Origin of the sequence: Undibacterium paludis (genome assembly GCF_022568815.1) — a bacterium.
Lineage (GTDB): Bacteria > Pseudomonadota > Gammaproteobacteria > Burkholderiales > Burkholderiaceae_D > Undibacterium.
Genome location: NZ_JAKZHX010000007.1, coordinates 282,144 through 300,267 on the forward strand (window position 1 = coordinate 282,144; position 18,124 = coordinate 300,267).

An 18,124-nucleotide genomic window follows, 5' to 3' on the forward strand; every position below is an offset into this window, starting at 1 on the left:
CTCTTGCCTGTTACTGTTATTTACTCTGCTTACTTCTTATTTACTTCTTTGCTTCAGATTTGATCTTCAAACTGGCTGTCTTCAAGATTTCCACACACAGGTCTTCATAACTGATACCAACCGCCTTGGCCGCCATGGGCACCAGCGAATGGCCGGTCATACCAGGGGATGTATTAATTTCCAGCAAAAATGGCTTGTTATCTGTCTTGCGCAACAGCACATCGACACGCGCCCAACCTTCACAATCAAGGGCACGATAGGCGTCGACGGCCATCTTGCGTATGGTATCGGTCAAATCCTGCTCCAGCACTGCCGGGCAGATGTACTGGGTATCGTCCGTAAAATACTTGTTCTGGTAATCGTAATTACCGTCAGGTGCAACGATTTCAGTAATCGGCAAGGCATAGGCCTGGGCGCCTTTGCCCAGCACCGCCACGGTCAGCTCACGTCCTTCGACAAATTCTTCTGCCAGCACCACATCATCAAACTGGGCCGCCAGGGCATAGGCTTCCTGCATGCCTGAGTATCCGCTGACTTTGGTGATGCCTATTGTAGAACCTTCATGTGGCGGCTTGATGATAAGCGGCAGTCCAAGATCATCGGGCACACGGCGCAACTCGGTATCTGGCGTCAGCACGGCATAAGCTGGCGTGCTCAAACCATAGGTTTGCCAGATGCGCTTGGTAAAAATCTTGTCCATGGCAATCGCTGACGCCATCACGCCGCTGCCGGTGTAAGGGATATTCAATTGTTCCAGCACTCCTTGCAGACTGCCGTCTTCACCATAGCGACCGTGCAGGGCAATAAATACACGGTCAAATTTTTCTGCTGCCAGTTCGGCGATGCTGCGTTCTGCCGTATCAAAGCCATGCGCATCGACGCCCTTGCTTTTCAATGCCTGCAAGACACCGCTGCCTGACATCAGGGAAACTTCACGTTCCGCCGAGCGGCCGCCAAACAGTACGCCCACCTTGCCCAGAGATTTCAAATTCAATTCGCTCATGATGATCTGATCACTTAACTATCACACAGACTGAGCCAGTTTTGCCGGCACAGCATTGATGGAACCTGCCCCCATGACGATGACGACATCACCGTCTTTCAATACCCGCAAGATACTTTCGGTCATTTCCTGCATGTCTTCGACAAATACCGGTTCAACCTTGCCCATCACCCGCAGGGCCCTGGCCATGGAACGACCATCAGCCGCCAGTATCGGCGCTTCACCCGCGGCATAGACTTCTGCCAGCACCACCGCATCTGCACTGGAAATCACTCGGACAAAATCTTCAAACAAATCACGCGTACGGGTATAGCGATGCGGCTGGAAAGCCAGCACCAGACGACGGCCAGGATAGGCGCCACGCGCCGCCGCCAATGTCGCTGCCATTTCCACAGGGTGATGACCATAGTCATCAACCAGGGCAAAAGTACCTCCCGCCGCCAGGGCGATTTCACCATAACGGGTAAAGCGACGACCCACGCCGTTGAATTCACTCAGGGCCTTTTGTGTTGCCTCATCACTGACACCGACCTCGCGGGCAATCGCAATTGCCGCACAGGCATTTTGCACATTGTGCATGCCAGGCTGGTTCAGGCTGACCTGCATGTTCTCATAGCCATCTTGCACTACCGTGAAATGCATCTTGCCACTTGATGCGGTGGCATCAATCGCCCGTACATCAGCATCTTCATGGAAGCCATACGTCACGATAGGCTTGGAAACAAAAGGCATGATTTCACGCACATTGGCGTCATCCAGGCACAACACGGCAACACCATAAAATGGCAGACGCTGGGTAAATTCAATAAAAGCCTGCTTCAGGCGCGCGAAATCATGACCATAGGTTTCCATATGGTCAGCATCGATATTGGTGATGACTTCAATCACCGGCAACAGGTTTAAGAAGGAAGCATCAGATTCATCGGCCTCTGCCACGATGAAATCACCGCTACCGAGCTTGGCATTGGCGCCGGCGCTGTTGAGCAAGCCACCGATGACAAAAGTCGGATCAAGCCCGCCTTGCGCCAGGACACTGGCGACCAGACTGGTCGTGGTCGTTTTGCCGTGAGTGCCGGCGATGGCGATACCGCTTTTCAGGCGCATGAGTTCAGCCAGCATCATCGCGCGTGGCACAATGGGGATATGTCTGGCGCGTGCAGCAATGACTTCCGGGTTATCACCCTTGACAGCGGTGGATGTCACCACAGCGTCAGCGCCATCTATATTCTCAGCTGCATGACCCAGCATGACTTTTGCGCCAAGTTGCGCCAGACGTTTCGAGGCAGCATTACTACCGAGATCAGAACCGGAAATGGTATAACCGAGATTCAACAGGACTTCGGCGATACCGCTCATGCCTGAGCCGCCTATGCCAACAAAATGGATGTGTTTTACTTTGTGTTTCATGCTAATGCTTCCAGAATGTGGGCGATGTTCGCACTGGCTTCGCGCTGCCCAAGGGCATAGGCAGTTTCCGCCATCGCCAGGCATTGTGCTCTGTCCAGTGTTTGTAATTGTTCTGCCAGCCGTGCCGGGCTTAATTCAGTTTGTGGCAGATGGATAGCGGCTTTCTGGCTCGCCATCCACTGTGCGTTTGCCTTTTGGTGGGACGTGCTCGACGCCATGAAGGGTACCAGTATGCTGGCCACACCGGCAGCAGTCAGTTCAGATACGGTAATGGCGCCGGCACGGCATATCACCAGGTCAGCCTCGGCATAACGACGCGGCATGTCATCGATGAAATCCAGTACTTCGGCTTGCACACCAGCTTTTGCATAACTTTGACGCAAGGCCTCTATATGCTGCTTGCCAGACTGGTGCGTGATTTGCGGACGCAACTCTGCAGGCATCAGGGCTACCGCCTGTGGTACGCCATCATTGAGCACCTTGGCGCCCAGGCTGCCACCGACCACCAGTATGCGTAAAGGGCCTGTACGTCCGGCATAACGTTTTGCAGGTACTGGCAATTCACAAATTTCTTTGCGTATGGGATTACCGATGACTGCAGTTTTTTGGTCAGCAGTCACTGTTGAAGATGGCAAGCCAAACAATAATTTACTGGCGAAAGGGCGCAAAGCCTTGTTCGACAACAACAAGGCTGCATCAGCATTCATCAACACCACAGGCTTGCCGCGCAAGGCCGCCATCATGCCGCCGGGCACGGTCACATAACCGCCCATCCCCAGCACCACATCTGGCTGACGGCGACCGATAATGCTGAAACAGCTGAAAAAACTCTTGAGCAGCTTGAAAGCACCGCTGATCGTATGCGACCAGCCCTTGCCGCGCAAACCGGAGAAATCAATATTGTCCATGACAATATTGTGTTTGGGGACGATCTGTCCTTCCATGCCGATTTGTGTGCCCAGCCAGCTGACCTGCCAGCCACGCTCACGCATGATGTCGGCAATCGCCAGGCCAGGGAAGATATGACCACCGGTACCGGCTGCCATGATCAGCAAAGTCTTTTGACGGATTTGAACTGGCAGACTCATGCGCGGCCTCCACGCATCAGCACACGGTTTTCATAATCCACACGCAATAATATCGCCAGACCTACACAATTAATCATCACGCCAGAACCACCATAACTCATCAAAGGCAGGGTCAAACCCTTGGTTGGCAACAAACCAAGGTTGACACCCATATTAATAAAAGCCTGTACACCTATCCAGATACCGATGCCCTTGGCCAGCAGACCGGCAAAGGTCTGGTCGAGGGCAATCGCCTGACGGCCAATTTCAAAAGCGCGTTTCAGCAACCAGTAAAACAGCAACACCACCACCAGTACACCAACGAAGCCGAGCTCTTCGCCGATGACAGCCAGCAGAAAATCTGTATGTGCTTCTGGCAAATAGTGCAGTTTTTGTACGCTGGCACCCAGGCCAACACCAAATATCTCACCGCGCCCAAAAGCAATCAGGGAGTGCGTGAGTTGATATGCCTTGCCGAGGGCATTATCTTCTTCAAAAGGGTTGAGGTAGGCAAAAATACGTTCACGACGCCATGGTGACAGCACGATAACCATGGTAAAGATACCAACCAGGGTGGCAGCAATACCGCCAAACCAGATGCCATTGATACCGCCCAAAAACAGGATGCCCATGGCGATACAGACGATCACGCCAAAAGCACCCAGATCAGGCTCCAGCAACAACAGCAAACCAACCACGCCTACCGCCATCAGCATGGGTACGAAACCCTTGGTCAGTTTGTGCATGTATTCCTGTTTGCGCACGGTATAGTCAGCAGCATACAGAACCATGAACAGCTTCATCAATTCAGATGGTTGCAGATTCAGGACCTTGAAAGACAGCCAGCGTTTGGCACCATTCACACCTTTACCCAGGCCCGGGATCAGCACTGCCGCCAGCAATATCAGGGTGGCTACAAAAAAGTAAGGCGCATATTTTTGCCAGACGGCGACCGGTATACGAAAAGCCAGGGCGCCGGCAATCAGGGCGACAATCACGAAAATGGCCTGACGTACCAGAAAATGCGAATTCTTGTAGTTTGCATATTTCGGTGAATCAGGCAGTGAGATCGAGGCCGAATACACCATCACCATGCCAAACAGCATCAGGATGATGGTCACCCATACCAGCGGCTGGTCATAGTCCATCATCTTGGAGCGGCTGACCAGGTTGGTACTGACCGGCGGGCTGCCAAATGGCGACCATCTTTGCAGTGGCAGCAAGAGCTGGCGCATCAGCAAACCTCCCCGCGTGCCAGGGCAATCTCACGCACTGCATCAACAAACACCTGGGCACGATGTGCATAATTGCGGAACATATCGAGGCTGGCGCAAGCGGGCGACAGCAAAACAATATCACCCTCTGTTGCCAGTTCAGATGCTGCCTGCACTGCTATTTCCAGGGTTGCCACGTCATGCAAAGGTACTGCCGTGATTGCCAGTGCCTGTTGCAATTCTTCCCTGGCCTTGCCTATCAGGACAACAGCCTTGGTGTAACGCTCCACCGGATCAGCCAGCGGTGAAAAATCCTGGCCCTTGCCTTCACCACCGGCAATCAGGATGATGCGTTTGTGCAAGGCATCGGATTGTTGTCCCAGTCCTTTCAGGGCAGCGACGGTAGCACCAACATTGGTCCCTTTGCTGTCGTCGATGTAATCAACATCGGCAATGGTAGCGACCTGCTCGACACGATGCGGTTCACCTTTGTAATCACGCAGGCCGTGCAGCAAAGGGGCAAACGACAAACCTATGCCACGGCACAAAGCCAGGGCCGCCAGGGCATTGGCCGCATTATGCTGACCACGAATCTGCAATGCATCAGTTGGCATCAGGCGTGTGACGATAGTGGCAATTTCTTCCACTTCTTTTTTCTTGCGACGGCTGCTGGTCACGACAGGTGCGTCCTCAGCCGGGTTGGCGGTAGCCAGCCAGCCCATGCCATGCTCATTGAGCAAACCCATGTCACCAAGCTGCCTGGGGGCATCAACCCCAAAGCTGATAACGTTGCCATGCGATTTTGCCATCGCCATGACCTGCGCATCGTCGCGGTTCAAGACCTGCAAAGTCTGTTCGCCAAAAATGCGTGCCTTGTCAGCACAATAGGCTTGCAGGTTGCCATGCCAGTCCAGATGGTCCTGGGTGATGTTCAGGACTGTTGCCACATCAGCTTGCAGGCTATGTGTCGTATGGAGCTGGAAGCTCGACAATTCCAGCACCCAGACCTGGGGCAAAGTGTCTTGATCCAGGCATTCACGCAAGACATCCAGTACGGCAGGGCTGATATTACCGGCCACCTTAACCGTCAAACCGGCGCGTTCAACCAGCAAACCCGTCAGGCTGGTCACCGTTGTTTTACCATTGGTACCAGTGATGGCAATGACTTTGGGCTGATATTCGCGTTCAGCCTTCAAGGTGACCAGCGCCCGGGCAAACAATTCAATCTCACCCCATACCGGGATAGATTTGTCGGCCGCAACCGGTAATAGTTCCTGCAATTCACGCTGGGGTGAAAGCCCAGGGCTGACAGTCATGACATCCATGCCATCAAGCAAAGCACCGGTGAAAGCGCCGCCGATAAATTCTATCTGTCCTGGTTGACCTGACAGCGCCTGCAATTGCGGCAACCTCTCTGGTGCTTCGCGGGTATCTGCAACACGCAGGTGGGCGCCAGCGCGCAGCAGCCATTGCGCCATCGCCAGACCTGTCTCACCCAGGCCCAAAACCAGCACATGTTTACCCGAAAAATCCATAAGCTCTGCTTCTACCTTATTTTTACTGATCTTTTTACTGATCTTTTTACTGATCTTTTTACTGATCTTTTACTGCTCTGAACTTGATTTTTAACGCAACTTCAAAGAAGACAAACCTATCAACACCAGCAACATCGTGATGATCCAGAAACGCACGACGACCTGGGTTTCTTTCCAACCTTTTTTCTCAAAATGGTGATGCAAGGGCGCCATCAGCAACAGACGACGACCTTCGCCATATTTTTTCTTTGTATATTTGAAGTAGCCGACCTGCAGCATCACAGACAAGGTCTCGGCCACGAAAATACCGCCCATGATGAACAGGACAATTTCCTGTCTGACGATGACAGCTACCGTACCCAACGCACCACCGAGGGCCAGCGCGCCGACATCGCCCATGAACACCTGAGCCGGATGCGCATTGAACCAGAGGAAAGCCAGGCCCGCACCCGCCATCGCACCACAGAAGATCAGTAACTCGCCAGCACCAGGGATATGCGGTATCAACAGGTACTTGGCATAGCCGACGTTACCGGTCAGGTAGGCAAACAGGCCCAGTGCCGAACCGACCATGATGGTTGGCATGATTGCCAGGCCGTCCAGACCATCTGTAAAATTGACGGCATTGCTGGTGCCGACGATGACGCAATACGTCAATGCGATAAAACCCCAAACGCCAAGCGGGTAACTGACCGTCTTGAAGAAAGGCACGATCAAATCAGCCTTGGGCGGCAAATCCATGCTGAAGCCCGATTGTACCCAGGCGATGAACAATTCCAGCACCTTGGAATTGCTTGGAGCAGAAACCGAGAACGCCAGGTAAAAAGCAGCAACCAGACCGACCAGTGATTGCCAGAAATACTTCTCGCGCGAACGCATGCCTTCAGGGTCTTTATAGACCACCTTGCGGTAATCATCGACCCAGCCGACTGCACCATAACCAAGAGTGACGATCATCACCACCCAGACAAAACGATTGCTGAGGTCAGCCCACAGCAAAGTGGAAATACCGATAGAGATCAGTACCAAAACGCCGCCCATGGTCGGAGTGCCGGATTTGACCAGATGGGTTTCCATGCCGTACGTACGCACAGCCTGCCCTACCTTCAGTCTGGTCAACATGCGAATCACCGCAGGACCAGCAAAAATACCAATTGAGATGGCCGTCATCGTGGCAAATACTGCGCGAAAGGTAATAAACCCGAAGACGCGCAGCCAGCCAATATCTTGCTTGAAAAGTTCAGCCAACCAGAGCAACATGCTAGTGATTCCCTATTATTTTTTGTTGTAATGTATTTGTACCGCCCGGTGTGACCAGGTGAGCAACGGCTCTTTCCATCTTCATGAAGCGGGAACCCTTGACCAGCACCGTTGTCTCAGCCTGAACACAACTGTCCAGGGCGTTAAGCAAACTATCAATGTCAGCAAAGTGCCGGGCACCCTCGCCATAACCCAGCGCTGTGTGAGTAACCAGATCACCCAGCAGCAACAATTGTTTGATGCCACGCTGACGTGCATATTCACCAATCTCTTGATGGAATTGTGCACCGTTATCGCCAACCTCCCCCATATCGCCCAACACCAAGATGGTGTCACCGGCTATCTGCGCCAGGACGTCAATCGCGGCACGGACAGAATCAGGGTTGGCGTTGTAACTGTCGTCTATCACCGTAGCACCACATGCCGCCTGCTTGCGCTGCAGCCGGCCGTTGACCGGTGCAAAATTTTCCAGGCCACTGACGATGGCTTCATGGCTGACACCAATTGCGTGACAGCATGCCGCAGCAGCCAGCGCATTCAAGACATTGTGCTGACCCGCCGCCTGCAGGCGAATGGCCAAGTCCCGCCCTGCCAGTTTCACTTGCAAGTCGCTGCCAAACACGCTGGGCTGATAAGTGGCATGCACATCGGCATCGTCAGTCAAACCAAAAGTCAGGGTTTTACGCTGGCCATGCTCAGACGCAAAGGATTGCCACAAGGCGCTGTACTCGTCACCAGCAGGAAATACCGCCACGCCATCGTCAGGCAGGCTTTGTATGGCGACACCATTTTCTCTTGCTACCGCTTCCACGGTCTGCATGAATTCCTGGTGTTCACGCTGGGCATTGTTGACCAGCGCCACAGTCGGCCTGGCGGCAGATGCCAGCAAGGCAATTTCGCCTGGATGGTTCATGCCCATTTCGATGACTGCTGCCTGATGGCCTGAATGCAATTGCATGATGGTCAGCGGTACGCCGATTTCATTATTCAGATTGCCGGTAGTCGCCAGACGGCCATCTGCACCGAATGCTGCTGCCAGGATGGATGCAATCATTTCCTTGACGGTGGTCTTGCCATTGCTGCCAGTCACGCCAATGACAGGCAAGGTAAACTTCTGACGCCAGAAACGTGCAACTTCAGCCAGGGCCATCTTGCTATCCGGCACCAGCAAGGCTGGCAATGTGAACCCTGCCGGAAGCTTTTCTGCAATAACGGCAGCAGCACCGGCAGCGGCTACCTGGGGCAAAAAGTCATGCGCATCAAATTGTTCACCACGCAGGGCGACAAATACATCGCCAGCACCAGCTTTGCGACTGTCGGTAGTTAAGCCGCGCACCTCGGCATTCGCCGTCATTTGTGCGTTGTTGACTGTACCCAGCAAGTCTTGAAGAGTGAATTGCATGGCTCGCATCAGCTGCCCCTCTTCATATTGCCGCTGGTTGCCACGGTGGCCAGCGCCAGGGCCGCATGCTCTTCATCAGAGAAGGGCCATTTCTTGCTCTTGATATCCTGATAGGTCTCGTGACCTTTACCGGCCAGCAGAACCACATCATGATTATCTGCATGCTTGATTGCATACAGGATGGCATTGGCGCGGTCTTCGATGACCTGTGGCGCACCGGTCATTCCAGCCAGAATGTCCTGGATAATCTGTGTCGGGTCTTCAGTACGCGGGTTGTCGCTGGTGACGACCACATGCTGCGCCTGCTCGGCGATCTTGCCCATTTGCGGGCGTTTGCCCGGATCACGGTCACCACCACAGCCAAACACACACCACAACTTGCCGTTGCGCTCTGTCGCCACCTGTTGCAGGGCTTCCAGGGTTTTTTCCAGCGCATCCGGTGTATGGGCATAATCAATGACAACCATCACATGGCCAGCAGTACCCAGTAATTGCATGCGGCCAGGTACGGGCGTCAGTTTTTCTATGATGGACAAGGCTTTGCTCAGCGCGATACCCTTGCTCAGCAACACGGCGAGTACCGCCAAAATATTGCTGACATTGAACTTGCCTATGAGCTGGGTCTTGACCAGGCCGGAACCGAATGGTGAATCAAGATGGAAGCTGGTACCGGCATGATTGGTTTTCAGGTTGCTGGCGACCAGCACATCCAGCCCGGGGAAATCTTTCTTGTCCAGGCTGTAGCCCAGGATTCTTGTGGCTGACTGTTTTACCTGCATGTGCGCGACCAGTTCCAGCCCGTAAGCGTCATCAAGATTGATGACAGCCGTACCCAGATCCTGCCATTCAAACAGTCTGGTCTTGGCAGCAGCATAGTTTGCCATATCGCCATGATAGTCGAGATGATCGCGCGTCAGATTCGTCAACACCGCCACATCAAAATGCAAGCCATTCAAGCGTCCCTGGTGCAGACCTATCGATGAAGCCTCGATCGCCAATGCCTGGGCGCCATCACGATTCAATTCTGCGATTTTCTGCTGCAGGGCGATAGCGTCCGGTGTGGTGTAACCGGTCTCTGCCAGCTGACCTATGACGCCATTGCGGTACTGGCCTATGCCAAGAGTACCGACCACGGCAGATGGCGTGCCATTCAAAGACAGGGCCTTGGCTATCCATTGTGAACAAGATGTCTTGCCATTGGTGCCGGTAATGGCGACATTGAACCAGGCCTGTTCAGCCTGCCCATACCAGGCGTGGGCAACGTGGCCAGCAACTTCCTGCAAATCTGCCACCGCCAGATGAGGCGTACGGAGTGCCTCATCCCAAACAAAATGATCAGCCTCATAGACGACAGCAACTGCGCCATTGACAATTGCATGGGCGATATGTGCACGACCATCGGTATTGGAGGTGCGCAGTGCGAAGAAGACATCTCCGGTTTGTATGGAGCGGGAATCTGAGCGCAGTTGCGCATTCGGCGCATGCTGCTTCAGCCAGTCCAGTATTGCTACTATCATTGTATTTTTCTGTTTCATTACATGCTTTCCTGTACACCTTCTTCAGGAATAATGCTGGTGACGTTGGAATCCGGCGGCACATTGAGTGAGCGCAAAACATTCGCCATAATTGCCGCAAATACCGGTGCTGCTACAGGGCCTGCGAAGTGTCCACCAACCGTTGGTTCGTCCACCATCACCGCCACAATGACACGCGGATTTGAAACGGGAGCAAAACCAATGAAATCAAGCAGATATTTATTCACGTAACGGCCACCCTCATTCTTGTGGGCAGTACCTGTTTTGCCTGCAACACGGTAACCGGCAATACGCGCTTGTGGCGCAGTACCACCAGGCTCGGTCACCGTTTCCATCATCTGGCGCACTTGTTTTGACGTCTTTTCAGAAATCACACGTGAACCATGTGGCATTTCAGCCGACTTTTGGAAAGTCAGCGGAATCATGTCACCATCCCTGGCAAAGATCATATAAGAACGCGCCATCTGTATCAGCGATACCGAGATACCATGGCCATAGCTCATCGTGGCTTGCTCAATCGGACGCCAATTTTTGTAATTACGCAGGCGCCCGGCAACCGCACCAGGGAAACCGAATTTGGGTTGCTGACCAAAGCCCAGGGTAGTGAACATTTCCCACATTTCTTGTGGTGGCATTTGCAAGGCTATTTTTGCAGTGCCGATGTTCGAAGATTTTTGTATGATCTGCGCGACTGTCAGTGAGCCTTGTTTGTGGGCATCATGTATCAGGTTCGGACCTATGGCCATGACGCCGGGCGCGGTCTGGAAAACGGTATCAGGTGTGACGCGGCCAGTTTCCAGTGCCAGGGCTATTGTCACTGGCTTCATGGTGGAACCAGGCTCAAAGGTATCGGTCATGACACGGTTACGCAATTGCGCACCAGTCAGCACCGACCTGTCATTCGGGTTATAGGTAGGCAAATTCACCAGCGCCAGCACTTCACCGGTTTGCACATCCAGCACCACCGCACCGCCGGCCTTGGCCTTGTGTTTTTCCAGCGCTTCTTTCAAGTGAGTGTAGGCGATATACTGGATTTTGCTATCTATCGACAGTGTCAGGTCCTTGCCGTCATGCGGTTCGCGCACGGCCTGTATATCCTCGACGATATGGCCAAGCCTGTCCTTGATGACACGGCGACTCCCGGTCTTGCCCGCCAGGTTTTTTTCCGATGCCAGCTCTATACCTTCCTGTCCTACGTCTTCCACATTGGTGAAGCCAACCACATGGGCCATGACTTCTCCTTCAGGATAGAAACGTTTGTATTCCTTGCGGGTTTCTATGCCTGGTATGGCCAGCGCCACAATTTTGTCAGACACATCGGCTTCAACCTGGCGTTTCAGGTAAACAAACTGACGGTCAGAATCAAGCTTCTTGCGTAACTCCGCTTCACTCATATCCAGCAACCTGGCTAATTGCTGGATTTTTTCTTTTGGCGCTTCCAGCACATCCTCTGGTATCGCCCAGATAGCTTTGACAGGCACAGATGAAGCCAGCACCTGGCCATTGCGGTCAGTGATCTTGCCACGCGTGGCCGGCAGTTCCAGCGTACGTGCGTAACGGTTTTCACCTTGCTTCTTCAGGAAAGGTGTACTAAAGCCTTGCAAATACAGTGCTTTGGCGATCAAGGCCAGGAAAGCGGCAAACAGCAAAAACAGGATGAAGCGGGAACGCCAGGTCGGCAGCTTGACATCGAGTATGGGGTTCGATGAAAAGGCGACGCCGCGTGCAGCGGCTGTACGTGAGGTAGTGGCTGACCTGCTCATTTTGCCTCCACTGCTTTCAGATACTGTGTACGTTCAGGGGTAACGGCGACCATGTTCAATTCACGTGTCGCAGTTGCTTCTATCCTTGCATGCTTGCCATAGGTGGATTGATCAAGTTTCAGCTGTGTCCACTGCAAGTCATACTGCTTGCTCAAACTTTGTTCACGCTCCAGCTCGATGAACAGGCGACGGGCCTGGTACTGCGAATTGATCAGCGACAACGCACAGGCAATCAGCGCCGTCGCCAGGATGATGTTCAGCCGTGTGCTCATGCCGCCACCTCGGGTAAACGTTCTGCCACACGCAAGATGGCTGACCTGGCACGCGGATTGGCATTCACTTCAGCCTCCGAAGGCTTGATGCGATCAAGCAAACGCATTTTTGGCTGCGGCAGGTCAAGATGCCGTATCGGCAAACGCCGGTCGGGCTGCGCCACCTTCACTTTTGAGGCAAAAAACTGTTTGACGATACGGTCTTCCAGCGAATGGAAGCTGATGACCGACATCCGTCCATATGGCGCCAGCGCGTCGTAAGCAGCCGCCAGACCTATTTCGAGATCTTCAAGCTCCTGATTGATGAAAATCCGTATAGCCTGAAAGGTGCGAGTTGCCGGGTCTTTACCCTTCTCGCGAGTTTTGACGGCGTGTGCGACGATTTCTGCGAGCTGTCGTGTTCCACGAATGGCGTCTGTCTTCCTGCGAGCAACAATCGCCTTTGCAATCTGAAAAGCAAACCGTTCTTCCCCATAATCTCTTATAACCTCCGTAATTTGCTCTTCATCGGCAGTCGCCAGCCAGTCGGCCGCCGATATGCCACGCGTGGTATCCATACGCATGTCAAGCGGACCATCAGCCCTGAAGCTAAAGCCCCTGCTGGCATCATCCACTTGTGGTGAAGAAATGCCCAGATCCATCAAAATACCGTCAACCCTGTTCACGCCACAGTCAGGCAGGGCTGCTGCCATCGTTGCAAAGCTGTCATGCACGATATGAAAACGCGGATCACTGATTTCAGCTGCGCTGGCTATCGCCTGCGTGTCCTTGTCAAACGCAATCAGGCGGCCATTGGCAGCCAGTTGCGACAGGATCAGGCGGCTGTGGCCACCGCGTCCAAAGGTACCATCCACATATATCCCGCCAGCACGCTGGCCAGCGATGCCGAGAGCATCTACAGCCTCATGCAACAGCACTGTCTGGTGCGTAAAATCTGCCGCTTGCTGAATACTCATTGCCCGCGATCAGAAAGAAAAATTGTTTAAGACATCAGGAGCGCCGCCAGCAATGGCTTTCGCTTCGTTTTCAGCCAGTTTGGTCGCATCCCAGATTTCGAAATGACTGCCCATGCCCAGCAGCATCACATCGCGCTGCATGCCGACAGCATTGCGCAACTCAGGTGCAACCAGAATGCGGCCGGCACTATCCATGTCAACATCGAAGGCATTGCCAAGAAAGATACGTTTCCAGTCACGTGCCTGAATGGGCCAGGCGGCGATTTGTTCGCGATGGGATTCCCAGGTCGGGCGTGGGAACAGCAAGAGGCAACCATCCGGATGGCGGGTCAGGGTAATCCGGCCTTCGCACTGGACATTGAGCGCGTCACGATGCCGGGCAGGGATGGACATCCTGCCTTTTGCATCGAGATTGAGTGAGGACGCCCCCTGGAACACGCTGTCTACCTTTTTTCCTGAAATTCTGTCTGACTGGCCAAGTATGAAATGTAAGCGAATACTGTTGATTTATTCCACAAAATTACACTTTTTCACACTATTGCCCACTTTAGAGGATGACTTGACCGTGGTCAAGCGTATTCGATGAGTAAATTTGGAAATTATCTAATGAAGTCAATGACTTAGCGCAACTACTTGAGGTTAGTCGCAGACAAATTACCCTGATAAATTAGGCACTTACAGAACTTAGTGAAAGTAGCGTCTCACGTATAACCATGTGTTTGACCAAAAACGATTTGTTGTTGGCGTGGAGACTTGAGGGAAATGCCTGCAGGAAAGAGGAATTTGCTGCTTTTTAACTACTGTAGTGTCAATTGATAAACTATGATGGTCAGACGGTGATGAATCAGGGGCCAGATTATCGCTGAAAATCTGGTAGACGGGGCGGTTTTTCCCTGCCTGCAATCAAATATTGGCTCGCAATATTGACTTCAGATAAAGGCAATACAAGCGAAATTGGCAAGTTTTGCAAGATGTTGACTGTATCTCATCGATACCGGTATTGACGCCGCAACAACTGCTGGAACTCCTTATCGGCGACTGCCCTGCTGAAGTAAAAGCCCTGGAATTCATCGCAGTCGCAATCTCGCAGGGTTTCCAGCTGCACTGCCGAATCCACTCCTTCCGCAATCACCTTGATACCCAGGGTATGGGCCATGGCTACAATAGCCAGCACAATGGCAGTGTCATTCGGATCATCCGGTATATCCTTGATGAAGGAACGGTCGACCTTGACGCTGTCGACAGGGAAGCGCTTCAGGTAAGCAAGCGAAGAATAGCCAGTCCCGAAGTCATCAATGGACAGGGTAAAACCCGCCTCTTTCAGGCCATCCATCAGCAGTATCGCCTGCTCACGGTTGTGCATGACCATGCTCTCCGTGATTTCGAATTCTATGGAGTTGGCAGGAACGCGCCAGAAATCAACCACGCTCTTGACTTCATCAAGCATGTGCGCGTCATTGAACTGTGCGCCGGACAGATTGATGGCAACCCTGCCAAAATCCTTGTCGACATGACGGAAACTGAGAATATCACGGCAAGCAATATCAAGCACCAGCATGCCCAGGCGGGCAATCAGGCCGGCTTCTTCTGCAAGGCCAATGAATTCTACCGGGTAAAGCAAGCCACGTTCGGGATGATTCCAGCGCACCAGTGCTTCGGCACCGACGATACGCTCGGTCATGACATCGAGCTTGGGCTGGTAATGGACGACGAATTCCCGCCTTTCAAGCGCCTTGCGCAGCCTTGCCTCAAAGGCCAGGCGCTCTACGGTGTGGACATTCATTTCCGATGCGTAGAACTGGTAATTGTCCTTGCCCTTGTTCTTGGCCCGGTACATGGCAATATCAGCGTTCTTTAGCAGGGTCTGTGCATCCTTGCCATCAACAGGGAAAGTGGCGATACCGATGCTGGCGCTGAGCTGGCATTCCTGCCCGTCAATTTCAAAAGGCTGGGCCGCAGCAAACAGGAGTTTGTCGGCCACGTCGCCAAGATCACGCGGCTCGTCAAACTGATCAATCAGGAGTATGAATTCATCACCACCTATCCTGGCGATGATGTCAGATTCACGCAGGCAATGGCGAAAACTGCGGGCCACCGTGCGCAAGACATTGTCACCTTCATCATGACCAAAGGTGTCGTTGATATTCTTGAATCTGTCCAGGTCCAGGAAAAGCACGGCCAGCTGGCTGCGGTTGCGCTCTGCCACTGCCAGTGCACGTGCCAGATGCTGGTTATACAGGAAACGGTTTGGCAAACCCGTGAGTTCGTCATAATGCGCCAGTTGCAGGATTTTCTTTTCCGAACGGCGGCCTTCTATGGCTATCCCGGCAATGTCGACTGTTATGCGGATCAGGCCAAGGTCCTTTTCGCTCAACGCCATCCCGCTCCGTGAAAACAGGCAAAAACTGCCGAGCAACTGCCCATTGCGGCCAACAATCGGCCAGGCCCCGCATGAACTGTAGCTTGCCAGAGTCTCAACCCCATTCACGAACTGCATCGCCGGTGCCTGCAAGAACTCGGTCAGCCACACCTGTTGCGCGCTCAGGACTGCCTCAGACCAGATGCCGTTACCATGCGTGACAATCATACCGGGGATTTGCGTACCCAAGACTTCAGGGAAGCGTTCGCCGGCGGCCTGGGCAAAACTGCGCCGGTCTTCTGCCAGTAACTGTATGCCGCAAAACCAGTGCGGACAGAGTTTTTCTGCAAACTGACAGATTGCCTCCAGGATGGACGTCAATTCTTCATCACTGCCAATCAATTTCAACAGACGGTTTTGGCCCGCCATCAGCAGCTCTGTATATTTGCGGGCATTAATGTCGCGCTCCACGCAAAACAGCAGCATTTCACCTTCGACTTCGACACGAACCAGGGAAATTTCGTTGTATTGTATCTGCCCGTTGCGCAGCGTCGCCCATTCGAAGCGCTGTGGCTGGCCCTGAAACGCCTGATCTATCAGGGTGGCCACCAGCACATCCCTGTCCTGGCTTGCATGACCGGCGACCGATTGCACACTGGGGGAGAAACTGCCTACCTTGCGTCCTATCACTTCATCCGCGAACTTGGCGCCATATAAGGCAACGGCTGCAGGATTACAATCGACGTAGGTGTAGTTACGTCCTATCAGCAAAATGGCATCTTGCGCCCCCTGATATAACAGGCGATAGCGGCTCTCGCTGGCCTCCAGCCGGTTTCTGGAATCGCGCAAGTGGCGAATTTGCCATAACAACAATATCGCCAGTATCAATATGAAAGTTGCCGTCATGGCCGTCACCATGATTTTTTGCGTCACCCTGGCATTCCAGTCTGCCAGTATGACGCTGGTCTCTCTCGAATACACCAGTGTCAGGGGGAAGTCGCTGATTCTACGGTAGCTGATCAACCAGTTGCTGCCATTTCTGGGTTCGTCACGAACAACACCCTCGCTGGATTTGCTATGGACCATGGATCCCACCACGGTCGCTGAAAAATCGGCATCACCGGCATCCGTCGCGGCACGGGCGCCGGCCAGTTTTTTACCAGACTCATCATATAAGGCGATGCTTGCGCCGCTGCCGAGTGCAACACGCTCATAGAAATCGTACAGATACCGAAGTTGAATATCGGCCTGGATCAGCGCAACACGCTTGCCATCCTTGTCAAGAATGCTTTTGGCGATGGGTAAAACCCAGCCGCCATTCTCACTGGTCTGGAAAGTTTTCCCAAGCACAAGCTTGTTGTCGGCAGGCTGGTCTAACAGGTATTTGATGTGATTCAGGTCTTGCGCCAAGACATCGGCACTACCAAGCTGACTATACGCCAGCCGCCTGCCTTGCAGATCAAAGATGGAAATGGCGTAAATCGATGCCGATTCCTGTCTCTGCATGCTGAGAATGCGTTCTATTCCCCTGGCCTCGGATGGCAATAGTCGTGTTTCCGAAACGACCTCTTCGGAGGCCACACTCATCACCTGCACGGCACTGCGCATGACTTCGCTGACGTGCTCTTCCAGTATACGTACAGCGAGAAAGTTCTGCTCCTGGGCGGCATTGATGGTCAGTGCCTTGTCCTGTGCAATCGACCACCAACTCTGCCCTATAATCGCCGCTGCGATCAGGCAGATACAAAACACGAATGCCACAATAGGCACATCATGCTCTTTTCTCAAGCCGCCATTCTCCATGCATTTGCACTAGTTAGATAAAGCGTCGGTTTTTTTACCATACGGTACGACATCAGTGTACCACTGGTATTTTCAGAGCAATGACTTGCTTGCGAGGAATGATGCTTGATGGAGACAAATTTGCCAGATGCAACATACACCGGCAGCAGGCCATGCCTTTTTGACAGTGACAAATTATATAAAAATACAAGAAAAATAAAGCAGGCCGGTAGGCCGGATTCTGTTACGGCATAATGCATTGCTGCCGTCTGCTATGACAATCATTCCTCTAGGCGACGGATTGCTCCGCCGCTCAAGCTTTCTACCCGCACGCTCCGCGAGCCACATCAACGCGTGCCTATTTGAAATTGCTCCGGGTGGAGGTTACCGCGTTTCACCGTAACTGAATACGCTCGTCTCTGTGGCCCTATTCCTCGCCTTATACCAAAGCTTGCGCCCTGGCTTTCAACGTACGGCCGTTAGCCGTCACCCTGCTCTATGGAGTCCGGACCTTCCTCCCGTCACCTTGATTGCTCAAGGCAACCAGCGATTGTCTGGCCTGCTTCGGG

Annotated in this window: 13 protein-coding genes and 1 other RNA gene; all 14 read right to left on the minus strand. The window is 53.1% G+C overall.

What is annotated here, in order from left to right; translation table 11 throughout:
* Nucleotides 1–40: 40 nt before the first annotated feature.
* The 14 genes from LZ463_RS14005 to rnpB all read right to left on the minus strand — a co-directional run bounded on the left by LZ463_RS14005 (nucleotide 41) and on the right by rnpB (nucleotide 18,121).
* A complete protein-coding gene (locus LZ463_RS14005) occupies nucleotides 41–1,003 on the minus strand; it encodes a D-alanine--D-alanine ligase (protein WP_241456425.1) in 963 nt (320 codons plus the stop codon).
* Between the two features lie 21 nt (nucleotides 1,004–1,024).
* On the minus strand, nucleotides 1,025–2,410 hold the full coding sequence (gene murC / locus LZ463_RS14010; RefSeq protein ID WP_241456426.1) for a UDP-N-acetylmuramate--L-alanine ligase: 1,386 nt from the start codon (nucleotides 2,408–2,410) through the stop codon (nucleotides 1,025–1,027).
* On the minus strand, nucleotides 2,407–3,498 hold the full coding sequence (gene murG / locus LZ463_RS14015) for an undecaprenyldiphospho-muramoylpentapeptide beta-N-acetylglucosaminyltransferase (RefSeq protein WP_241456427.1): 1,092 nt from the start codon (nucleotides 3,496–3,498) through the stop codon (nucleotides 2,407–2,409). Before murG ends, murC begins: the two co-directional genes overlap by 4 nt.
* The gene (gene ftsW / locus LZ463_RS14020; RefSeq protein ID WP_489686114.1) at nucleotides 3,495–4,712 is read right to left on the minus strand and encodes a putative lipid II flippase FtsW; all 1,218 of its coding nucleotides are present in this window, start codon (nucleotides 4,710–4,712) and stop codon (nucleotides 3,495–3,497) included. The genes murG and ftsW overlap by 4 nt, the downstream gene beginning before the upstream one ends.
* The gene (murD, locus tag LZ463_RS14025) at nucleotides 4,712–6,226 is read right to left on the minus strand and encodes a UDP-N-acetylmuramoyl-L-alanine--D-glutamate ligase (protein WP_241456428.1); all 1,515 of its coding nucleotides are present in this window, start codon (nucleotides 6,224–6,226) and stop codon (nucleotides 4,712–4,714) included. The genes ftsW and murD overlap by 1 nt, the downstream gene beginning before the upstream one ends.
* A gap of 90 nt (nucleotides 6,227–6,316) precedes the next feature.
* Complete coding sequence (mraY, locus tag LZ463_RS14030; RefSeq protein WP_241456429.1) at nucleotides 6,317–7,486, minus strand: phospho-N-acetylmuramoyl-pentapeptide-transferase; 1,170 nt, start codon at nucleotides 7,484–7,486, stop codon at nucleotides 6,317–6,319.
* A gap of 1 nt (nucleotide 7,487) precedes the next feature.
* Nucleotides 7,488–8,888 (minus strand): UDP-N-acetylmuramoyl-tripeptide--D-alanyl-D-alanine ligase, encoded by a 1,401-nt coding sequence (locus LZ463_RS14035; RefSeq protein ID WP_241456430.1) that lies wholly within the window; start codon nucleotides 8,886–8,888, stop codon nucleotides 7,488–7,490.
* Between the two features lie 8 nt (nucleotides 8,889–8,896).
* Complete coding sequence (locus tag LZ463_RS14040; RefSeq protein WP_241456431.1) at nucleotides 8,897–10,423, minus strand: UDP-N-acetylmuramoyl-L-alanyl-D-glutamate--2,6-diaminopimelate ligase; 1,527 nt, start codon at nucleotides 10,421–10,423, stop codon at nucleotides 8,897–8,899.
* Nucleotides 10,423–12,186 (minus strand): peptidoglycan D,D-transpeptidase FtsI family protein, encoded by a 1,764-nt coding sequence (locus LZ463_RS14045; protein ID WP_241456432.1) that lies wholly within the window; start codon nucleotides 12,184–12,186, stop codon nucleotides 10,423–10,425. Before LZ463_RS14045 ends, LZ463_RS14040 begins: the two co-directional genes overlap by 1 nt.
* Complete coding sequence (gene ftsL, locus LZ463_RS14050) at nucleotides 12,183–12,458, minus strand: cell division protein FtsL (RefSeq protein WP_241456433.1); 276 nt, start codon at nucleotides 12,456–12,458, stop codon at nucleotides 12,183–12,185. The genes LZ463_RS14045 and ftsL overlap by 4 nt, the downstream gene beginning before the upstream one ends.
* Nucleotides 12,455–13,414: a 16S rRNA (cytosine(1402)-N(4))-methyltransferase RsmH gene (rsmH, locus tag LZ463_RS14055; RefSeq protein WP_241456434.1), complete on the minus strand. Its 960-nt coding sequence runs from the start codon at nucleotides 13,412–13,414 to the stop codon at nucleotides 12,455–12,457. Before rsmH ends, ftsL begins: the two co-directional genes overlap by 4 nt.
* A gap of 9 nt (nucleotides 13,415–13,423) precedes the next feature.
* Nucleotides 13,424–13,852: a division/cell wall cluster transcriptional repressor MraZ gene (mraZ, locus tag LZ463_RS14060; RefSeq protein ID WP_241456435.1), complete on the minus strand. Its 429-nt coding sequence runs from the start codon at nucleotides 13,850–13,852 to the stop codon at nucleotides 13,424–13,426.
* A 547-nt stretch (nucleotides 13,853–14,399) separates the two neighbouring features.
* Nucleotides 14,400–17,561, minus strand: a complete 3,162-nt coding sequence (locus tag LZ463_RS14065; protein ID WP_241456436.1) for a bifunctional diguanylate cyclase/phosphodiesterase — start codon at nucleotides 17,559–17,561, stop codon at nucleotides 14,400–14,402.
* A gap of 208 nt (nucleotides 17,562–17,769) precedes the next feature.
* Nucleotides 17,770–18,121, minus strand: an RNA gene (rnpB, locus tag LZ463_RS14070) — RNase P RNA component class A.
* Nucleotides 18,122–18,124 lie beyond the last annotated feature (3 nt).

Bases quoted from the DNA above. Each gene is read 5' to 3' on its own strand.
- LZ463_RS14005 (WP_241456425.1), bottom strand. From the start codon at position 1,003: ATGAGCGAATTGAATTTGAAATCTCTGGGCAAGGTGGGCGTACTGTTT.
- murC (WP_241456426.1), bottom strand. From the start codon at position 2,410: ATGAAACACAAAGTAAAACACATCCATTTTGTTGGCATAGGCGGCTCA.
- murG (WP_241456427.1), bottom strand. From the start codon at position 3,498: ATGAGTCTGCCAGTTCAAATCCGTCAAAAGACTTTGCTGATCATGGCA.
- ftsW (WP_489686114.1), bottom strand. From the start codon at position 4,712: ATGCGCCAGCTCTTGCTGCCACTGCAAAGATGGTCGCCATTTGGCAGC.
- murD (WP_241456428.1), bottom strand. From the start codon at position 6,226: ATGGATTTTTCGGGTAAACATGTGCTGGTTTTGGGCCTGGGTGAGACA.
- mraY (WP_241456429.1), bottom strand. From the start codon at position 7,486: ATGTTGCTCTGGTTGGCTGAACTTTTCAAGCAAGATATTGGCTGGCTG.
- LZ463_RS14035 (WP_241456430.1), bottom strand. From the start codon at position 8,888: ATGCAATTCACTCTTCAAGACTTGCTGGGTACAGTCAACAACGCACAA.
- LZ463_RS14040 (WP_241456431.1), bottom strand. From the start codon at position 10,423: ATGAAACAGAAAAATACAATGATAGTAGCAATACTGGACTGGCTGAAG.
- LZ463_RS14045 (WP_241456432.1), bottom strand. From the start codon at position 12,186: ATGAGCAGGTCAGCCACTACCTCACGTACAGCCGCTGCACGCGGCGTC.
- ftsL (WP_241456433.1), bottom strand. From the start codon at position 12,458: ATGAGCACACGGCTGAACATCATCCTGGCGACGGCGCTGATTGCCTGT.
- rsmH (WP_241456434.1), bottom strand. From the start codon at position 13,414: ATGAGTATTCAGCAAGCGGCAGATTTTACGCACCAGACAGTGCTGTTG.